The sequence below is a fragment of the Pseudomonas sp. SJZ103 genome (assembly GCF_007828335.1).
In the GTDB taxonomy this organism is placed as follows: Bacteria; Pseudomonadota; Gammaproteobacteria; order Pseudomonadales; family Pseudomonadaceae; genus Aquipseudomonas.
On record NZ_VIUN01000011.1, the window covers coordinates 138,407 to 156,704 of the forward strand.

An 18,298-nucleotide genomic window follows, 5' to 3' on the forward strand; every position below is an offset into this window, starting at 1 on the left:
ATTACTCGTGAACATATGAGGGTTCGGCGGGCCATTCGTTGCATTGCAATGTGGCTTGCCTGAACGGGGGCTCGGGCGTTCAGCAGGTTTCCCGATACTGCCTCGGCGTAAACCCCGTCGACGCCTTGAACTGCCGCGTAAATGCGCTGTGGTCGGTATAGCCGCACTGCAGCGCGACTTCGGTAATCGGCATGTCGCTGTGCAACAACCGATGGGCGTGTTCCAAGCGTACTTTCTGGATCATCTGCCGGGGTGTCAGGTGGAACACGCGCTTGCAGTAGCGCTCCAGCTGCGCCACGGAAATCCCGGCGATGCGCGTCAGTTCGCCGAGGGTGACGCGGCGATTGAAGTGCGTGCGGATGTGCTCGTCCACGGCGGCCAGTCGTTGATAGGCCGGGTGGGTTTGGCTGGCCGATTGCAGGTCGACCGAGATGCCGGCCAGGCCGATGATGCGGCCTTCGTGGTTGTACAGCGGCCATTTGTGGGTGAGGCACCAGCCGGGTTCGCGGCTGCCGTAGAGGTGCAGTTCGAGTTGGTCCTCCAACACAAAGCCCTGCTCCAGCACGCGCCGATCCTGCTCGGTGTAGCCCGGCCCCAATTGTGCGGGAAAGACGTCGGCGCTGGTCTTGCCCAGCAACGGTTGCAACTGCTTGAGGCCGCAGCGCTGCACCAGGGTGCGGTTGGCGAGGACGTAACGGGCGTCCAGGTCCTTGATGAAGATAGCGGCATTGGGGATCACATCCAGCATCGGCAGCAGCTGCGCCACACCGGCCAATAGCTGCTCGATGCTGTGGGGAGGGCTTGCCCCGTGCCCTTGGCAAAGGCTCGCAAACGCGCTTTGAAGCATGAGTGTCACTCCCCGTGTTCACCTCGATGGCAAGCAGATTGCCCCATGCCCGGGGTGCTGTCGAGCAGGGCGGACTGTGCTGAATTCGTCATCGACGCCAGCAAAAAACATCAATCGCCGCCGCGCTTGCGCGTTCACGATAGGGCCACTGCATGCCTATCCATACACTCACAAGAAGGCCCCCACAGCCTTCATAGAGGGAGCGCGTTATGAAGCGACTGCATGTGATCGACTCCCACACCGGCGGCGAACCCACACGTCTGGTGATGACCGGCTTCCCCGCGCTCAAGGGCGCGAGCATTGCCGACCAGCTGGAAAACCTGCGCACCGAGCACGACCTGTGGCGCCGCGCCTGCCTGCTGGAACCCCGTGGCAATGACGTCCTGGTCGGCGCGCTGTACTGCGCGCCCGTCACCCCAGGCGCCACCTGCGGGGTGATCTTCTTCAACAACGCCGGTTACCTGGGCATGTGCGGCCACGGCACCATCGGCCTGGTGGCGTCCTTGCACCACTTGGGGCGTATCCAGCCGGGCGTGCACACCCTCGACACCCCGGTGGGGCCGGTGGCCGCGACCTTGCACGACGACGGCGCCGTGACCCTGCGCAACGTGCCTGCCTATCGCTATCGCCAGCAGGTGACGGTGGATGTACCGGGCCACGGTGCAGTCCAGGGCGATATTGCCTGGGGCGGCAACTGGTTCTTCCTGGTGTCCGAGCACGGCATGGCGCTGGAGATGGACAACGTCGACGCCCTCACCGACTACACCTGGGCGATGCTCAAGGCCCTCGAGGCCCAGGGTATCCACGGCGCAGACGGTGCCCTGATCGACCATATCGAACTGTTCGCCGACGATGCCCACGCCGACAGCCGCAACTTCGTCATGTGCCCCGGCAAAGCCTACGACCGCTCACCCTGCGGCACCGGCACCAGCGCCAAGCTGGCGTGCCTGGCCGCCGATGGAAAACTCGGCCCCGGCGAAACCTGGGTACAGGCCAGCATCACCGGCAGCCGCTTCGAAGGCCGTTATGAATGGGACGGCCAATGTGTCATCCCCTTCATCACCGGCCGCGCCTACATGACCGCCGACAGCACCTTGCTGATCGACGAGCAGGACCCGTTTGCCTGGGGCATCTGAGCCCATCCCTTTTGATTGAACGCTGCAAGGAGCTAGGACAATGAGCGATAACGTCTTCACCGGTTGCATCCCCGCGCTGATGACCCCGTGCACCGCCGCGCGCAAGCCGGACTTCGACGCGCTGGTCGCCAAGGGCCGCGAGCTGATAGATATCGGCATGAGCGCCGTGGTGTACTGCGGTTCCATGGGCGACTGGCCGTTGCTCACCGAAGCCGAACGCCAGGAAGGCGTGGCGCGCCTGGTGGCGGCCGGCGTGCCGACCATTGTCGGTACCGGTGCGGTGAACAGCCGCGAGGCGGTGGCCCACGCCGCCCACGCGGCCAAGGTCGGCGCCCATGGCTTGATGGTGATCCCACGCGTGCTGTCCCGTGGTGCTTCGGTCACCGCGCAAAAGGCGCATTTCTCGGCGATCCTCAAGGCCGCGCCCAACCTGCCGGCGGTGATCTACAACAGCCCCTACTACGGCTTTGCCACCCGCGCGGAGTTGTTCTTCGAACTGCGCCGCGAACACCCGAACCTGATCGGCTTCAAGGAGTTCGGTGGCGCTGCCGACCTGCGCTACGCCGCCGAGCACATCACCTCCCAGGACGACAGCGTGACCCTGATGGTCGGCGTCGATACCCAGGTGGTGCACGGTTTCGTCAACTGCAACGCCACGGGCGCGATCACCGGCGTCGGCAATGCCTTGCCCCGCGAAGTGCTGCACCTGGTGGCCCTGAGCAAGCAAGCCGCCAAGGGCGATGCCAAGGCCCGGCGCCTGGCGCGGGAACTGGAAGCGGCGCTGGCGGTGCTGTCGTCCTTCGACGAAGGCTGCGACCTGGTGCTGTATTACAAGCACCTGATGGTACTCAACGGCGACCAGGGCTACGCCCTGCACTTCAACGAGACCGACGTGCTCAGCGATGCCCAGCGGCGTTACGCAGAAACCCAGTACGCGCTGTTTCGCCAGTGGTACGCCAACTGGTCGAGAGAGGCGTAGCTGATGCACGACCCTGACCCTGCAGATATCGCCGTAATCGGAGCCGGCATCATTGGCGTTGCCTGCGCCCTGCAGCTGGCGCGCCAGGGGCGGAAAGTGCTGGTGATCGACCAGCAGGCACCCGGCATGGGCGCCTCCTACGGCAATGCCGGGCATCTTGCGACCGAACAGGTGTTCCCGATCGCCGACCTGTCGATCCTCAAGCGCTTGCCCGCCATGCTCATGGACCCCATGGGCCCGCTGCGCCTGGACTGGAAATACCTGCCGCGCGCCCTGCCCTGGTTCATCCGCCTGCTGCTGAACCTGCGCCCGGCGAGTTACCAGCGCACGGTGGAGGGTATTCGCGCGCTCAATGAAGCGAGCCTCGGCGCCTGGCAGCGTTTGCTGGCAAGCATCCAGCGCGGGCACCTGTTGCGTGAAGACGGCTCGCTGCTGGTGTTCGAACGTACAGACTCCCGCACCGCCATTGATGAGTTGCAACGCCGCATGCAGGCGCAAAACGTGCCGGTGGATTTCTGGTCGGGGGATGCCATACGCGAGGTTGCCCCGCAATTGAGCGCGCAGATCCAGGGCGGCCTGTTTTTCCCGAGTACAGGGCACTTCCTCGACCCTTACCGGTTGGTCTGCGAATTGGTGGATGCGGCCAAGGCCAATAGCGTGCAGTTCCTCCAACGCCAGGTGCTGGATGCACGGGTTGAAGGCGACGGCGTCAGCGTGAGTACCGATCAAGGCACCTTTGCCGCCCGCCAGGTCCTGATCGCCTGTGGCGCCCACTCGGCCAGACTCACCGCCGCCCTGACCGGCAAAAAAGTCCCGCTGGACACCGAACGGGGCTATCACCTGATGCTGCCCCATGAACAGCAACGCCTGCCGTTTGCCGTCACGTCCCTGGAACGCAAGTTCATCATGACGCCGATGGCAGGCGGCCTGCGCCTGGCCGGCACGGTGGAATTCGCCGGCCTCGACCGCCCACCGAACATGGCACGCGCGTGGCAGTTGCATCGGTTGAGCCAGGGGCTGTTTCGTGAGGACCTGAGCGCAGAGGATGCGACGCCGTGGATGGGTTTCAGACCGTCGCTGCCGGATTCGCTGCCGATTATTGATCGGGTGTGTGACGGGAAGGTGCTGCTTGCGTTCGGGCATCAACATCTGGGGCTGACGCAGGCGGCGGTGACGGCGGAGATGGTGGGGCAATTGGCGTCGGGGGCGCCTGCGCTTTCAGGGTTGCCGGCGCTAGGGCCGTATCGACTGGGGAGGTTTTGAGAAGAACCGCCACGTCCAAGCACAGCAACTTGCACAAGCTATTTCAAACGCGTGCTTTTTGTGGTGAGCTCGACAACTCCCACATTTGATCTTCATGGTTTTGCAGACGGTGCTCGCTTCACTGAACGAGACTACCGGTCGAAGCTGCCAACAGGGCATCCGCCATGCCTTGGATTTCCTCGCGCATCCACAGCTTTTCCAACCAGCGGCCAGGAATCGCTTGGGCGCCATAATACGCACCGGCCAGTTGGCCAACGATGGCTGCGGTGGTGTCGGCGTCATCGCCCAAATTGGCCGCCATCAGCACTGCCGCCGCAAAGCTGTCGGTATGGTGGAAGCACCAGAGTGCGGCTTCAAGGGACGCCACGGCGTAGCCGGTGCCGACGATGTCGTCACGGGACTTCTCCAGGTAATTGCCCTGCGCAAGTGCGGCGACTTTGGCGGTCGCGAGGTCCATCTGCGCCAACTGCAAGACCTGATCCTTTGACCCCCCCTCAAGCGCATTGCTGATTGCCTGGGCCAGCACCAGGCAGCACTCGATTGCTTCCTGAGCAGCGTGGGTGGTGCGCGAGCTTTCGGCGGCGTAATGGCGGATACGTTGAAGGTCCGGAAAGTAAAACAACACCACCGGTGCAAGGCGCATCATCGAACCATTGCCGGCGGAATACGGATCCGTAGAACCTGAAAAGGGGTTTGCACTGTTTTGATACGCCGTGAGCGCTTTGCTAACGGTCAGGCCGATATCGAAGCAGTCGCCGGTGGAGCTCAAATAGCCCCATTTCCACCAATTCAGATAGCGGCCCATCTGATCTGCCGCGTCAAACCCCTCTTTGCGCAGCAGACTTTCGGCCAGGCACAGCGCCATTGAGGTGTCGTCGGTCCACTGGCCAGGCTTGAGGTTGAATGGCCCTCCTCCCACCATATCGGTGAGCGGTGTAAAGGTGCCACGGGGCATGAACTCGACCGTGGTACCGACTGCATCGCCGCAGGCCAAGCCCAGCAAACTGCCGCGATAACGATCCAAACGTGTAAGAGACATGGGTCCTCCTTGAAAAATCATGCCAGCGTGCATAGAGCGGCAGCCACTTTACTTGACCAACCGCTTCTCCTTGGAGGGGCGATATCCGAAATACGAGCTGTAGCACTTGCTGAAATGGCTCGGCGAGACAAACCCGCACGCCACCAGCACCTCCACCTGTGACAGTTCGGTGTGCTGCAACAGCCGGCGTGCTTCGGTGACGCGCAGCTCCATGTAGTAGCGCTGCGGCGTGGTGCCCAGTTGTTCCTTGAACAGGCGCTCCAGTTGGCGGCGCGAGCGGCCGGCATAGACAGCGAGTTGGTCGAGCTCCAGCGGTTCTTCAAGGTTGGCGTCCATCAGCTTGACCACTTCGCGCAGGGGCGCGCTGACGCTGACGTTTTCGGTGGGTTTGATCCGCCGATAACGCGATTCTTCGAAGGCCAGGATGTCTTCGATCCCTTCGACCAGGGCTTTGTCATGCAAGCTTTTGATCCAGTCCAGGGCCATGTGGAAGGCACCGGAGGGGCTCGACGCGGTGAGGCGGTCGCGGTCGATCACGTAGGGTTCGCTGGTAACGTGGGTGGCCTTGGACACTTCCGCCAGGGCCGGGCGGTGTTCGGGGTGGATGGCGCAGCGGTAGCCTTGCAGCAGGCCGGCGCGGCCGAGGAACCATGCGCCGTTCCATAACCCCGCCAGGCTCACGCCCTGCTCGGCGGCCGTGCGCAGCAGCTGGATCAAGGGGTCGCCAGCCTTGAGTTCGGTGCGAAAGCCGCCGCAGATCACCAGCAGATCCAAGCCTTGCAGCGCCGGGGCATCGAGACGCGCATCCGGGCGGATCACCAGGCCCAGGTCGCTGATGACTTCCCCGTCATCACAACCGTAGGTGCGCGAAGCGAACAGATCAGGACGCAGCAGGTTGGCGGTGACCACGGTGTCGAGGGTCTGGGTGAAGGCAGGCAGGGAGAAGTGTTCGAGCAGCAGGAAGCCGACGCGGGTGACCGATGCCGGCTGGGAGGTTTCGTTGAGGTAGCGCAGGTTCTTGCCTTTCATGCCACCGCTGAACTGACGTCTTTCCATCGAGGGTTGGCCCAGTTTTATTGTTGATGCAATGGGCGCCATCTTAGGGGGAAAAGCCGTGGTTGTCCCAGGCACTGATCTTGAAAAAATCGCAGCCCCCCAAAGCCCGTAGCAGAACAGTCGCAAGCGCATCTGATACGGTTTTTTCTTTGCTATCTGCGCCTGTATTGAAATGCCGCCTGGGCGGACAATAGCCCACATCCCCACCCCCTTTCCCTTCGGAGGCCGTATGACCAAGATGGCGATTTTCCTGTTCGGTTTTTTAGTGCTGACCATCGGCATCGGCCTGCTGGCGACCATCTCGCCGGTCTGACGCCTAGCCGGCAAACAACATCGGGTACAGCGACAGCACCAACAGCCCGGCCATTGACCAATTGAACAGTCTCAACCAGCGCGGCTCGCGCAGCACATTACGCAAGCCGCTGCCACATCCGACCCACACGCACACGCTGGGCAGGTTGACCACGGCAAAGACCAGCGCAATCACCAGCACGTTGGTGACATAGCCCTCAGCGGGCGTATAGGTGGTAATGGCCCCCAGCGCCATGATCCACGCCTTGGGGTTCACCCACTGAAACGCCGCCGCGCCGAGGAAGGTCATGGGTTTGCCGTGTTCATCATTACTATCGGACAGGCCGCCCGCCGTGGCGATCTTCCAGGCCAGGTACAGCAAGTACGCCGCGCCCACGTAGCGCAACACCGTGTAGGCCCACGGGAACACCTTGAATACTTCGCCGAGGCCCAGGCCGACCGAAATCACCAACAGCATGAAGCCGATACTGATCCCCAGCGCATGGGGCATCGAGCGGCGAAACCCGAAGTTCACCCCCGAGGCGAGCAACATGGTGTTATTCGGCCCCGGGGTGATCGAGGACACGAAGGCGAACAGCACAAAGGCTGAGAGCAGGCTGGTAGACATGACCATGGTGCGGCATCCGAGCGGTGTGATATGCCTGTGACAGTAGTGAGTTATGCCCCTCGGCGCCCCGTACAGCCAGGCACGGATCGAGGCATACACTTCAGGCGCAAATAATTCAGGCGCTTTCACAAACCTTTCACAGACGCCCCCTTATGGTGAATCCAGCTCCTAATGAACATCCCTTTTAGCCCGTGCTCCCCATCGCGGGCTTTTCTTTGCCTGGGATTTAAGCCGGGCAAAAAAAGAGGCAGGCCATTGTTCATGGCCTGCCTCTCGTTGACTAACTATTAACGCGGACCGCCGCCAGGGCCGCCGCCTTGACCATGCCCCCCACCGCCATGGCCACCACCCCCGCCACCGCCCGGCGGCATGAATATCCAGCAGCCCGACAAGGTCGACAACAGCGCGACAACAACAGCCGCCTTGGTTAGGTAATTCAACTTCATGACAACGCTCTCTGCTTTACAAGGTTGGGTGTACGTAAAGTAAGACCGCCGCAACTGAAGTCCGTCACGGGTTTCGTGTAACGTCTTGGTAGGGTTTGTGTAGGGGTGGATACACGTCAATTCATTGATGCGAGTTAATCCGGAGTGACGGAAATGAAGGAGTTGATACAGGGCCTGGACGGACCCAGAACTGCCCAGCAGGAATTGTTTTACGACCTGGAAGATGCAGCGGCGGTCATCGGCTGGTCCGTGGTTGAGCTGACAGCCCTGGCAAACAGCAGCAGGACGCCGAGTGAAGCGGTGGCGTTGATGAAGGTCTGTACGTTGCTGACAACTCAGCAGGAGAAACTGGCCAAGTACGCGGGTGAAGTGAAGGAGCAGCGCATCAGCAGGTCCGAGACTGAGTGCTGAAAATTGAGGTCAGTGCGGTCAAGAATGGGGGCCTCGAGTCGGAATCGTAGTCGGCCCCCAATTCTTTACGTCGGTGAATAGCGCGAGCCAGCTGCAGCCGACTGGCTCGAACAGGTCGTTAAACCGCAGCCTTACGTTGAGCGGCGTTCGCCAGGACCATGTTGTTTTTTAACGCCCTTCCCGGTCTTTCGCTCGTATTGATGATGAAAAAACCAAACGACCAAAAGCAGCATCGCCAGACCAAAAACGAATAGCATCAGCTCTATCGCGGGACCTTCGTGTGAAAACATTTTCGTTCCTCATCCTGAAGTAGCGTGACCCGAAAACGGTCACAACCGAAACTGTTCGTAACAATACGAACATTTTCAGGGTAGTCGCCAACACGGGTCGTGACAACCTTAAAAGCCTCCTAACCCTTGATCTAGACACGTCACTCGTCGAAAACCCTGCGAGCGCGTGAAGGGACACGGCACAACGTCTTACTCACGAGAGAGGAACGGCGCCTGCACGGGCTGATGCGGATGGAAATAGGTCGGCATGCTCAAACGGTTGGTGCCCGGACCTTTCTTTCGCCCAATAAAAAACCCCGTAGACGTTAATCTACGGGGTTTCTAAGAGTGGAGGCCGAGGTCGGAATCGAACCGGCGTAGGCGGATTTGCAATCCGCTGCATAACCATTTTGCTACTCGGCCTCAAACGATCAATGCCTTTGCTGCTGACATTCACCGCATAAAAACTTGAGTGGGCTATAGAACCCTGCCTCTACTCTAACTAATTGAATACATTGAAGTTTTTAATGCTTCGTTGCGTTCGATGGGCGCCATTATGTACTCATTTGCTTTTACCTGCAACCCCTTGATTTCGAAAATATTTCGCATTGGCATCAAGGGGTTGCGTGCCTGCCCTACTCCTTGATGAGCTGCTGCTGGTACTGCGGGTCGGCCTTGATCTGGGCGTCGGTGAACGGCAGCGGATGCAGTTTTTTCTGTGAGAACGCTTGGGTCTGGTCCTTGGCGTAGGGGGATGCCGGGTTGCTGGACAGGGAAAACGCGAGCACGCCTTGGGCGTGTGGGCCCTGGTCGTCGAAGGTGACGATCTGCAGGTAGCTGCTGCCGCTGACCACTTCACGCTTGCCGTCGGCCCGGGGCACGGTTTGCATGGCGTTGTAGACCCCCAGTTCCTGCGGGCCGCCGTGGATCGGGGTTTGGCCGCTGACCTGGATATCGCTCCACTTGCTATCGGCGCCAAGACCGAGCTTGGCGACGGCTGCGGTGGAGGCCAGCATGGCTTCGCGCAGGGCCTTGGCCACGGGGGCGCGCTCGATGGCCAGGCCGCGTGGGGTGGTGAGGGGCTGGGCCGGGTCGAACGCGACTCGCCAGGCATCGGGGATTTGTTGCAGGTGTTCGATCAGATTGATGAAGTGCACCAGGCCCAGGCCGCTGTCGAGGTTGGCGTGTCGGTCCCAGACGTTGAAGCTGGTGCAGAGCGGCTTCAGCGCAGCCGCGTCGGTGCCCAGGTGTTTGGCGCAGAATTCCAGCAGGTCGGGCATGACCTGACCGGCGAGGTAGACCTCGTTGTCCATGACCATGTTTTGCAGGTCGGTGACACTGATCGGTTGCTTCTCCAGGGATTGCAGGCGTTGCAAGGCAAAGCGTGCGCGCGGGCCGAGGCCGATGTGGTCCTGGCTGATCACCGGGGAGAAGCCGGTCAATGGTGCCTTGGGGTTGGCCAGCCACGCCGAATCGTTAGAGTGCTGCACGTAGTCGCTACGCTCCAGCTGCGGCAACTGGTCGGCGGGGAAGATGCCGGCCTGGGCGGCCCGCGGGTCGACGTCCCAGGCACAGGCACTGCGGGCGCCGTCGAGCATGATCATCTGCAGGCCGGCACGTGGGTCGCTGCATTGCGCCAGTTTGGCCGCGCTGACGTTGGGCACCACCGACAGGTTCATGTACAGGCTCTGGCCCTGGTCATCGGCGGCCAGGGTATTGACCCACGGGATGCCTTGCAGGGTGTGCACCGAGGTTTGCAGGTCCTTGAGGCTGGCCGCGCGGTTCATTGCGTACCACTGTTGCAGCACGCGGTCGTTGCCCAGGTTGGCATCGCGTAGGCTGAAGGCGTGGTGACTGTCCCAATCCAGCTTGCCGGGCCATTGCACCACGGGTCCGAACTGCGAGCTATAGACCGGATGGGTCACCGGTTTCACGCTGCCGTCCGCTTGCCTGACCTGCACCGTCACCGAGGTTTTTTCCAGGGGGATGGATTTTCCATCCAGCATATAGCGCGTGGAATCCTTGGGATCCAACGTCAGGCGATACAGGGTGAAATGCTTGGACGTGTCTACCGTGTGGGTCCATGCCACATGCTGGTTGAAGCCGATATTGATCACCGGCAGGCCGGGCAACGCGGCGCCCATCACATCCAGCTGGCCGGGAATGGTCAGGTGCATTTCATAAAAGCGCATGCCGCCCACCCACGGGAAATGAGGGTTGGCCAGCAACATGCCACGGCCATTGAACGAACGGTCGCGGCCCACCGCCACGGCATTGCTGCCACGATCGAGGCTGAAGCGCTGTTGATTGGCGGCGGCCAGTTCAAACGCCTTGGCGCTGGGCTGCACACTCGCCGTTGCCTGAGGCGGCTTGGCGCCGACCAGGGCTTCGGCGAATTGGCCGACACCGCCCTCCACCAATAGCCTGCGGGTCAATTTCACCAGGTCCTCAACCATCAGCGGCCGCACCCAGGCGGCCTGGCACTGGGCTGGCGTGCCGTGCTCTCTCAGGTAGCGGTTGTAACCGGCCACGTAACCTTGCATGCGCTGTTGGATCTGCGGGCTCTGCGCCTTCCAGAAAGCAGCCACGGCATCCGGTGTGTTCAGCCAGGTGAAAAACACATCGCTGGCCAGGTTGTTGCGCTCTTCCAGAGTCGACTGTTCAGGGCCGAAGTACCTGGCTCGCTCGCCGTTCACCGTGACCACTTCATTGGCCAGCAGACACAGGTTGTCCTGGGCATAGGCGTAACCGATGCCCAGGCCCAGGCCGCGCTCGTCGGTAGCGCGAATATGCGGCACGCCGAAACTGGTACGCCGGATTTCCGCCGACGCTTGCGTCACCTGTTCCCGCGCCGATGCGGCCAGGCTCAACCCCAGCAACAGCCCCGCCACACACACCCTGGACAACCCGTTGGAAATAATCACGCCGACTCCGCAGTCAAATTGAACACCCTCACAGGGGGTAGCTACCCCACCGTAAGAACGCAAAAGACCGGGAAAAATTTAATGCTGGAACGCGTTTATTCAAGGCGACACAGATGTGACAAAACCGATACCGACAAATTTTCTACATCCTGCACTTCATGATTTCGCTCGCTCGTTCGTCTTATTGACTAAGAGCGCCATCATTTTCCTGATCAGGCTCTGATAAGGAGTTTTTGCATGTACAACCCGCAAGTGCCCACGGACGGACATTCATCCGCAGTCGATGCTCAATTTGGCAACGGCGCACAACCGTTCAGGAAAACGCCCGAACAGCAAGGCAACCAGCGTATTCGCCATTTGCTCAAGTGTTTCGGTCTGCGCACCAGCCTGATTCGGCTGAAGGTCATCGACGCCCTGCTCACCGCCGCCGACAACCAGCGCACCCTGGGTGTGCGCGGCGTGCACAGCCATTTACTGGAGCTGGGTATCCCGTTGTCGTTCCTGAGTGTGCGCGAGGTGCTCAAGCGCCTGTGCAGCGAGGGTGTGATCACCCTCAACGCCGATAAAAGCTACAGCCTCCATGAAGAGGCTGCGAAGGTACTCGACGCTCGAAGCTGAGGTAGACCTTAAAGCTTGACCTTGCGGCGCATGATGCCGTTGATCACCACTACGACCACTGCGACGGCAATGGCGATGGTCTGGAACGTCTTCTCACTGATAAACCCGATGTTCTGCAGGTAGGACAGGCCAAACATCGTCGCCAGTACGGCCAGGGCGATCAGAATCGAGTATTTCAAGCGTTGCTTTTGGGTCATGACGGGTTCCTGAACCGGAAGAGTTATCCACTGTGTAGCGCCGAACAGGCCAGGCACATACCCGGGCGACGGGATGCACCGAGGTCGACAGGGGCTTATGTTACAGGTGATGAAAAACTTTGGCTCGTCCGGCGTGCCGCTCACTCCCACGGCAGTGGGCCGCTGGGCTTGCACGATGGGTGGACGAGTGCATTGAAACACTCGCGCGAGCATCTACATCCTACCTTACACACTGCATGCCTTCGAGAAGGAACCCCGGCGGGTGTTTTCCGCACCCAAAAGGGGCGTCTGGGGAACAGGGAACCTCCTAATAACAGGCGCCTTTGTTGATATGTCAAAAAAGGTACCCACCCATGCAGACACCCTCTTCCGTATCCATCCACCCGCCTCACTCTTTTCTGCCCTGCCCCCAAAATGATAGCCAAAGCCAGCCAGCGCCCGACCAGTCGTCCACCGCCCCACAACCCGCCACGCCCCTGCATTTACACCGCCACAAGCGTGTTGCCAATGCCGGTTTGGAGCAGGCGCAGGCAGACAAGCACAACCTGCGGACCCTGGGGCAAACACTCAACGAAACCGCCAAACGCCTGGGCGCGAACGCAACGCCCCAGGCCATCCTGGGCGCGCTGAAAACGACGACCATCGATATTCATCCCGAGTCCTCCTCGTCCGAAGCCGGTGCCACCGTCACGCTTGAGGCTTACATCAGGTCGTCCGGCTTGAGCGTACCCACCAGCCACTTTGCCCTGACCGCCCTGGCGGACGCGGTGCTCAACAGAGCCCAGGAACACCCTCTGGGCAATTTTGGCGGCGCGCTGTCCTGGCCACTACCGTTGGGGGCCGCTGGGCAACGTTCGCTGGTGGACGCCGCCCGGCGCTATGCGACCCAGCATTCGAACCCACCACGGATGGGGGTAAGCCCGAGTGTGCTGGAGTACTTGAACAGCAACCAGCCACTTTCCGCCGAGGCCATGAAAGATCCGGCCAAGGCGCTGGAAACGCTCCTAGGCACGCCCCGCGCGCAAGCGTTGGGCAAATTCTTGCAGGCTCAGTTGAACGGTATTGCCACCGACTCCAGCGTGAACGACTACCTGTTGGCCGCCATGCATCTGCTGCTGGATCCGTCATCCATTGCCGAGACCCAGCCGAACAAGGTTGCCGGCTTCGATCTGGCACAGCGAGATCACTGGGGCAAACCCGCTTCAGCGCTGTTGGGCAACCTCAGCGCGCATTTGGATAACGAAGGCCACACCACGCCTGGAATGGCCAAGGTCGGCGCTTACCTGTTACTGGCGAGGAAAGCCCCCGAACTGCTGATCAAAGACATCCCTGCCAACGTGACCTATGGAAGTCCAGCCTGGGTCAGCCTGTCCATCGCAGCGGCAACGATAGAAGCCCAGACACCGGGTAAAGTCCCCAATATGACCTTTGCCCAAGTCATGCTGGAAGCCGAAAATGCCGGCCTGCAAGACCTGGACGTGACCCAGCAGGCACAGACCGCCGCGCTGCGGACCTGGGGCGTCGTCAACGGCGTGCTCTCTGAAGATGAAGCCGCTCGGTACAACACCAGCGACATTGAAAAGGTCAGAGGCGCCTTCAACCTGCAGGCCGATGCGCGGGTAAATGCCAGCGACCAAATCGAAGCCAAAATCCCCAGTCGCAGGGAAATCGCCCTGGCCAAGCTGAAAGAAAGGTTTGGCGAGAACGTGCCTTTTGAAGAGAAACTCCTGACCGTAAAGAGCACCACACAGCCCTACGTCCAACCGCTCTATGACCCCAATCGGGCGCCCGCCGGCCCACACTCGTTGCTGGATATCGCGATGAGCGGGCTGCATCAGTATGAGTGGGAATCCACAGACGATCGGATCATCGATGCCACACGAGGCAAGTCCCTGCAATTCGACGTAAACCAAGTGTTCGACGCAGAACTCACCCAGGCCATGAGCACTCGGAAAAAAGGCATCGCCACGGCCGTCAAGCAAATGATCAGTCAGCTTCCGCTCAAAGACCGGGAGAATCTGGAATATGGGAAACTTGAGTTCTATCAAAACCATACCTACACCCTGGGTATGGGCTTTACCGACCGAACCCTGACGGAAAAAAATCACAGGTTATTGATCAAGTCCACGGGGGTGAATAGCCAAACGGTTTATGAAGTGGATTTAAAGCAAGGCACTGTTAAACCCGTTCCCGACACCGTATTGACCCAAGAGCGCGAGCGCAACGCCAACCGGGTCTACCCCATAGAGGCGTTCCCCCCCAAAGGTATGGCTGAAACGGTGTTTGAACACAGCCAGAAAGCCCAAAACCCACTGCCCGTTCCCAACAGTTTCTCCAGTACCCGGACGCAGGCCCTCACTGACGTGTTTATCCAACACTTGGATATCGATAACGAAGATGTGATCAAGGAGGCCAAGGGAGCGACCACCTTCGACCGGCAAATGGAAACCCAGTCGAAACTCGCCAATTTCTTCCTTGACCTGATTCCGTTCAAATCGGCGATCCAGAACTTTGTCGAGGGCAACTACCTGGATGGCGCCGTCGACCTGGGCATGGATATCTTCGGCTTTGTCACTGCCGGTGTGGGCACGGCAGCGAAAGTGGCCAAAGTCGGCGCCAAGGCGGTCAGCGCGACGACCAAGGCCCTCAAGATCGCCAAAATCCTCGGCACTACCCTTATCGGCGAACTCAATCCTGTCAGTGGGGTGGGCAATCTCATCGAGGGTAGCGTCAAGATGATCGGCAAGGGCGTGGACAAGATCAAGGCCACCAGTGGCACGTTAATCCAGGCTGTCAGCCGCGAGCATGGGCCCATCACACGCGGCACGTTCAAGATCGCGGACCAGACCTATGAGGCAGACACGATCCTCTCTAATGGACAACGGTATGCCTACGACGCGGCCAAGATGAAACCCTACGGGACGCCCCTGAACGATTTCAACCCGCTTGACACACTGTCACCCAGGTCGCCATTGACGCACTCACCCAGGCAGCGTCATGGGCAGAGATTCAACCCCATTGACAGCAGCGGTCGGTCGCTACGTGTTCGAAAACCATTGCCCGAGGGCGACTATGTCGAAAGCATGCGGGGGAAACTGGAGGCGGACCATTTCAAACCGGATACCAAGCTGGCAACGATGAACAAATTCAAACAGGAAATGGACGATTACTACGATGCGCTGAAGCATTCGGGGCTTCCGGCACGCCCAACCCTGCCACCGATGCCGAAAGAGGTGTCTGTACCCGAGCTGATTGAAGAGGCCTATAAAGCCTCGGACGGCGTGGTGTTTGGGGAAAGCCATAAACAGATGGCGAGTTTCCGGACAATTTTCGAAAACGTCGAAACGTTAAAAACCCAAGGCGTCAAAAAATTCTATTTCGAAGGCTTGATCGATATGCCCCACGGGCTTGTGGATGACGGCATTGGCATCATCGGGCAAACCAAAACCCCTCGCACTAACCCGACCTTTGAAGAGCTGAAAAAAAAGCTCAGTGACAACGGCATAGAAGTCTTGCCGCTCGACCACTATTACCTCACACGGCATAAGGACCTTCACGACGCGCGCGTGCCAACCACCACAGGCGCCGGCTCTGAAAAACGACTCAGAGAGTTCAACTACTATGCCGCAGAAACCATCCAGGCAAATTCCGGCACTGAAAAATGGGCGGCGTTGGTGGGGCATTCACACATGAATACCTCCGAAGGCGTCCCCGGCCTGGCTGAGTTGACTGGTGGCATCGGCGTTGGTGTCTACACCCATCCAAAATACTCAGCCCCTACGGGCATGAGGCTGAGGAACCATGCGACAGACCCTGCCAAACCGGTAAATGCTGGAGGCGTTCCGGGGGATCTACAGATATACCGGACGCAGTAGCTTTCCCCCACGCGAAAACCATAGCCCAGGGCCAGACCCCCAATGGCCCCGAGCATTTCGCATGGCACCAGCACGCCCGACAACATCCCGATGGCCAGCCGCACGCCGGTCAGCACGTGGCCCAGGCCTAGCGTTGCAAACCGGTGCCTGGCTGGCTGCACAGCTCAACCAGCCAATCCACAAACACCCTCACCCGCTGCGACAACTGGCGATGCGGCGGATACAGCGCCGTCAGTGCCATTTTCGGCACCGGCAATTGCGCCAGCACGGGCACCAGGCTGCCTTGGGCCAGTTGCCGCATCGCGTGATAGTGCGGCGCCTGAATCAGGCCGTAGCCGGCTTCGCACGCGGCGAAATAGCCGTCGGAGCTGTTGACCGCCACGCGCTTGGGCAAATGGATCGGGCGCACGGCGTTGTCGACCAGAAACTCCAGGCCGAACCGCTTGCCGCTGGCCGTGGAGACATACTCGACCATCTGGTGATTGGCCAGATCCTCAAGGGACGCGGGTACGCTCATGCGCTCCAGATACCCGGGGCTCGCCAAGGTCAACTGGTCCATCATTGCCAAAGGCCTGGCTACCAGCGACTCATCCAGGGCCAGGCCGCCACGCAGCACACAATCGACACCTTCGCGGATCAGGTCCACCGGGCGGTCGTTCAGGCCTATGTCCAATTCGATCTGCGGATAGCGCGCGGTGAACGCCGGCAACGCGGGAATCACAATCAAGCGCCCGATGCCCGAAGGCATGTCCACACTCAAGGTGCCGCGCGGGTTCTGGCGGCGAGTGGAGAACACCGCCTCGGTTTCTTCCAGGTCGGTGAGCAACTGTACGCAGCGCTGGTAATACGCGGCGCCATCCAGGGTCGGGCTGACCTGGCGCGTGGTGCGTTGCAGCAACTGCACGCCCAGGTGCGCTTCCAATTGCTTGATCAGGATAGTCACCGAAGCGCGCGGCAGTTGCAGGCTGTCGGCGGCCTTGGCAAACCCGCCCAGTTCAACAATTCGGGTAAATACGCGCATCGCGTTGAAACGGTCCACGGGCGACTCCTTACGCGGATTATTTAGATATTACGAATAGTGATAGTGCTTTTAGCCGGTTTATCCCAATTTTGTCGAGAGTAACAATGGAGCCCTTCCCCACTCAGGAGCTGAACCCATGCACACTCGTCCACTCGGAAAAAACGGCCCACGGGTCTTTGCCATCGGCCTCGGCTGCATGGGCATGACCGACTTCTACACCCCCGGCACCGACACCACGGAGGCCACCGCCACCCTGCATCGCGCCTTGGAGTTGGGCGTCAACTTTCTCGATACCGCCGATATGTACGGCCCCCATACCAATGAGCAACTGATCGGCAAAGCCATTGCCGGTAAACGTGACCAGGTGTTCCTGGCGAGCAAGTTCGGCATCGTGCGTGACCCAACCAACCCGGCGTTGCGTGGGGTAAACGGGCGCCCCGAGTACATTCGCGATGCCATCAACGGCACCTTGCAGCGCCTGGGGGTGGACACCCTGGATCTCTACTACCAGCACCGTATCGACCCACAGGTGGCCATCGAAGAAACCGTCGGTGCCATGGCCGAACTGGTGCAGCAAGGCAAGGTGCGTTACCTGGGGCTGAGCGAGGCATCCGCCGCCACGCTGGAACGCGCCCATAACGTGCACCCGATCAGCGCCCTGCAGAGCGAATATTCCCTGTGGAGCCGCGACCAGGAAAGCAACGGCTGCCTCGCGGCCTGCCAACGCCTGGGGATTGCGTTTGTGCCTTACAGCCCACTGGGCCGAGGATTCCTGACCGGCGCCCTGAAAAGCCCGGATGACTTCGATGCCGATGACTACCGCCGCACCAACCCGCGCTTCCAGGGCGAAAATTTCGCGAAGAACCTGGCGTTGGTGAAGCAGGTTCAAACCCTCGCGGCAGACAAAGGCGTAACCGCCGGGCAACTGGCATTGGCGTGGGTATTGGCACAAGGCGACTTCATCATTCCGATCCCCGGCACCAAGCAACGCAAGTACCTGGAGGAGAACGTCGCGGCCGTATCGCTCGACCTCAGCTCGACCGAGCGGGCGGCACTCAATGCGATCTTTCCCGCAGAGGCAACCGCCGGCCTGCGCTATCCCGCAGACGTGATGGCCATGCTGGATATCTGACGGCCAAGCTCACAGGGGGCACCTGGATTGCGGTGCCCCAACGACGAAACCTGGTGCACTAAATCTGCCCCGAGCGCCTGGAACGTTTGCGGTCGGAACTCCACGTAATAGCAACCCTGATGCGAAGTCAGGCTTCTATTACGCGTCGACCCAAAAGGACATGCCC

The 18,298-nt window shown here is 60.5% G+C and carries 16 protein-coding genes, 1 tRNA gene and 1 pseudogene; 7 read left to right on the plus strand and 11 right to left on the minus strand.

The window, feature by feature from the left end:
• Nucleotides 1-79: 79 nt before the first annotated feature.
• Complete coding sequence (locus FBY10_RS22155; RefSeq protein WP_131696172.1) at nt 80-847, minus strand: AraC family transcriptional regulator; 768 nt, start codon at nt 845-847, stop codon at nt 80-82.
• A gap of 209 nt (nt 848-1,056) precedes the next feature.
• On the opposite strand from FBY10_RS22155, the gene FBY10_RS22160 reads away from it, so the two are divergent.
• Genes FBY10_RS22160 through FBY10_RS22170 form a run of 3 tightly spaced genes read left to right on the plus strand, consistent with a single transcriptional unit; the run spans nt 1,057 to nt 4,225 of the window.
• Nucleotides 1,057-1,983, plus strand: coding sequence for a 4-hydroxyproline epimerase (locus FBY10_RS22160; RefSeq protein ID WP_145337767.1), 927 nt, complete (start codon nt 1,057-1,059; stop codon nt 1,981-1,983).
• 40 nt (nt 1,984-2,023) lie between these two features.
• Nucleotides 2,024-2,962: a dihydrodipicolinate synthase family protein gene (locus tag FBY10_RS22165; RefSeq protein ID WP_145337766.1), complete on the plus strand. Its 939-nt coding sequence runs from the start codon at nt 2,024-2,026 to the stop codon at nt 2,960-2,962.
• Between the two features lie 3 nt (nt 2,963-2,965).
• Nucleotides 2,966-4,225: an FAD-dependent oxidoreductase gene (locus FBY10_RS22170; RefSeq protein WP_145337765.1), complete on the plus strand. Its 1,260-nt coding sequence runs from the start codon at nt 2,966-2,968 to the stop codon at nt 4,223-4,225.
• 118 nt (nt 4,226-4,343) lie between these two features.
• Here FBY10_RS22170 and FBY10_RS22175 read toward each other — a convergent pair whose 3' ends face one another.
• The 4 genes from FBY10_RS22175 to FBY10_RS31560 form a co-directional block, all read right to left on the minus strand.
• A complete protein-coding gene (locus tag FBY10_RS22175) occupies nt 4,344-5,264 on the minus strand; it encodes an ADP-ribosylglycohydrolase family protein (RefSeq protein ID WP_145337764.1) in 921 nt (306 codons plus the stop codon).
• Nucleotides 5,265-5,312: 48 nt separating this feature from the next.
• Nucleotides 5,313-6,320 carry a GlxA family transcriptional regulator gene (locus FBY10_RS22180; RefSeq protein ID WP_131696167.1) on the minus strand — a complete coding sequence of 336 codons (1,008 nt, stop codon included), beginning with the start codon at nt 6,318-6,320 and terminating at the stop codon, nt 5,313-5,315.
• Between the two features lie 316 nt (nt 6,321-6,636).
• Entirely contained in the window at nt 6,637-7,245 is a 609-nt protein-coding gene (locus FBY10_RS22185; RefSeq protein ID WP_145337763.1) for a LysE family translocator, read from the minus strand.
• Between the two features lie 281 nt (nt 7,246-7,526).
• Nucleotides 7,527-7,685, minus strand: a complete 159-nt coding sequence (locus FBY10_RS31560; RefSeq protein WP_167361111.1) for a hypothetical protein — start codon at nt 7,683-7,685, stop codon at nt 7,527-7,529.
• Between the two features lie 153 nt (nt 7,686-7,838).
• Here FBY10_RS31560 and FBY10_RS22190 point away from each other — a divergent pair, with 153 nt between their 5' ends.
• Complete coding sequence (locus FBY10_RS22190; RefSeq protein ID WP_131696165.1) at nt 7,839-8,096, plus strand: hypothetical protein; 258 nt, start codon at nt 7,839-7,841, stop codon at nt 8,094-8,096.
• A 131-nt stretch (nt 8,097-8,227) separates the two neighbouring features.
• On the opposite strand, the gene FBY10_RS31565 is transcribed toward FBY10_RS22190, so the two are convergent.
• From FBY10_RS31565 to FBY10_RS22200, 3 genes are all read right to left on the minus strand, one after another.
• Nucleotides 8,228-8,386 carry a hypothetical protein gene (locus FBY10_RS31565; protein ID WP_178116783.1) on the minus strand — a complete coding sequence of 53 codons (159 nt, stop codon included), beginning with the start codon at nt 8,384-8,386 and terminating at the stop codon, nt 8,228-8,230.
• Between the two features lie 328 nt (nt 8,387-8,714).
• Nucleotides 8,715-8,788: transfer RNA gene (locus FBY10_RS22195), tRNA-Cys, on the minus strand.
• Nucleotides 8,789-9,000: 212 nt separating this feature from the next.
• Entirely contained in the window at nt 9,001-11,289 is a 2,289-nt protein-coding gene (locus FBY10_RS22200) for an acylase (protein ID WP_145337762.1), read from the minus strand.
• 237 nt (nt 11,290-11,526) lie between these two features.
• On the opposite strand from FBY10_RS22200, the gene FBY10_RS22205 reads away from it, so the two are divergent.
• Complete coding sequence (locus tag FBY10_RS22205; RefSeq protein ID WP_145337761.1) at nt 11,527-11,907, plus strand: fe2+ zn2+ uptake regulation protein; 381 nt, start codon at nt 11,527-11,529, stop codon at nt 11,905-11,907.
• Between the two features lie 8 nt (nt 11,908-11,915).
• Here FBY10_RS22205 and FBY10_RS22210 read toward each other — a convergent pair whose 3' ends face one another.
• On the minus strand, nt 11,916-12,104 hold the full coding sequence (locus FBY10_RS22210) for a hypothetical protein (RefSeq protein ID WP_027606724.1): 189 nt from the start codon (nt 12,102-12,104) through the stop codon (nt 11,916-11,918).
• 353 nt (nt 12,105-12,457) lie between these two features.
• Between FBY10_RS22210 and FBY10_RS22215 the strand changes: the two genes are divergently transcribed.
• Nucleotides 12,458-15,979 carry a hypothetical protein gene (locus tag FBY10_RS22215; RefSeq protein WP_145337760.1) on the plus strand — a complete coding sequence of 1,174 codons (3,522 nt, stop codon included), beginning with the start codon at nt 12,458-12,460 and terminating at the stop codon, nt 15,977-15,979.
• Between the two features lie 32 nt (nt 15,980-16,011).
• On the opposite strand, the pseudogene FBY10_RS22220 reads toward FBY10_RS22215, so the two are convergent.
• Nucleotides 16,012-16,104: pseudogene (locus FBY10_RS22220) on the minus strand (ABC transporter permease); the annotation flags it as partial.
• 2 nt (nt 16,105-16,106) lie between these two features.
• Nucleotides 16,107-17,018 (minus strand): LysR family transcriptional regulator, encoded by a 912-nt coding sequence (locus FBY10_RS22225; protein ID WP_145337759.1) that lies wholly within the window; start codon nt 17,016-17,018, stop codon nt 16,107-16,109.
• A gap of 118 nt (nt 17,019-17,136) precedes the next feature.
• On the opposite strand from FBY10_RS22225, the gene FBY10_RS22230 reads away from it, so the two are divergent.
• Nucleotides 17,137-18,132, plus strand: a complete 996-nt coding sequence (locus tag FBY10_RS22230) for an aldo/keto reductase (RefSeq protein WP_145337758.1) — start codon at nt 17,137-17,139, stop codon at nt 18,130-18,132.
• Nucleotides 18,133-18,298: the final 166 nt, after the last annotated feature.

Excerpts from the sequence above, each read along its gene's own strand:
- FBY10_RS22180 (WP_131696167.1), bottom strand. The coding sequence starts at position 6,320 with ATGGAAAGACGTCAGTTCAGCGGTGGCATGAAAGGCAAGAACCTGCGC.
- FBY10_RS22190 (WP_131696165.1), top strand. The coding sequence starts at position 7,839 with ATGAAGGAGTTGATACAGGGCCTGGACGGACCCAGAACTGCCCAGCAG.
- FBY10_RS31565 (WP_178116783.1), bottom strand. The coding sequence starts at position 8,386 with ATGTTTTCACACGAAGGTCCCGCGATAGAGCTGATGCTATTCGTTTTT.
- FBY10_RS31560 (WP_167361111.1), bottom strand. The coding sequence starts at position 7,685 with ATGAAGTTGAATTACCTAACCAAGGCGGCTGTTGTTGTCGCGCTGTTG.
- FBY10_RS22185 (WP_145337763.1), bottom strand. The coding sequence starts at position 7,245 with ATGGTCATGTCTACCAGCCTGCTCTCAGCCTTTGTGCTGTTCGCCTTC.
- FBY10_RS22160 (WP_145337767.1), top strand. The coding sequence starts at position 1,057 with ATGAAGCGACTGCATGTGATCGACTCCCACACCGGCGGCGAACCCACA.
- FBY10_RS22175 (WP_145337764.1), bottom strand. The coding sequence starts at position 5,264 with ATGTCTCTTACACGTTTGGATCGTTATCGCGGCAGTTTGCTGGGCTTG.
- FBY10_RS22165 (WP_145337766.1), top strand. The coding sequence starts at position 2,024 with ATGAGCGATAACGTCTTCACCGGTTGCATCCCCGCGCTGATGACCCCG.
- FBY10_RS22155 (WP_131696172.1), bottom strand. The coding sequence starts at position 847 with ATGCTTCAAAGCGCGTTTGCGAGCCTTTGCCAAGGGCACGGGGCAAGC.
- FBY10_RS22210 (WP_027606724.1), bottom strand. The coding sequence starts at position 12,104 with ATGACCCAAAAGCAACGCTTGAAATACTCGATTCTGATCGCCCTGGCC.
- FBY10_RS22205 (WP_145337761.1), top strand. The coding sequence starts at position 11,527 with ATGTACAACCCGCAAGTGCCCACGGACGGACATTCATCCGCAGTCGAT.
- FBY10_RS22230 (WP_145337758.1), top strand. The coding sequence starts at position 17,137 with ATGCACACTCGTCCACTCGGAAAAAACGGCCCACGGGTCTTTGCCATC.
- FBY10_RS22170 (WP_145337765.1), top strand. The coding sequence starts at position 2,966 with ATGCACGACCCTGACCCTGCAGATATCGCCGTAATCGGAGCCGGCATC.
- FBY10_RS22215 (WP_145337760.1), top strand. The coding sequence starts at position 12,458 with ATGCAGACACCCTCTTCCGTATCCATCCACCCGCCTCACTCTTTTCTG.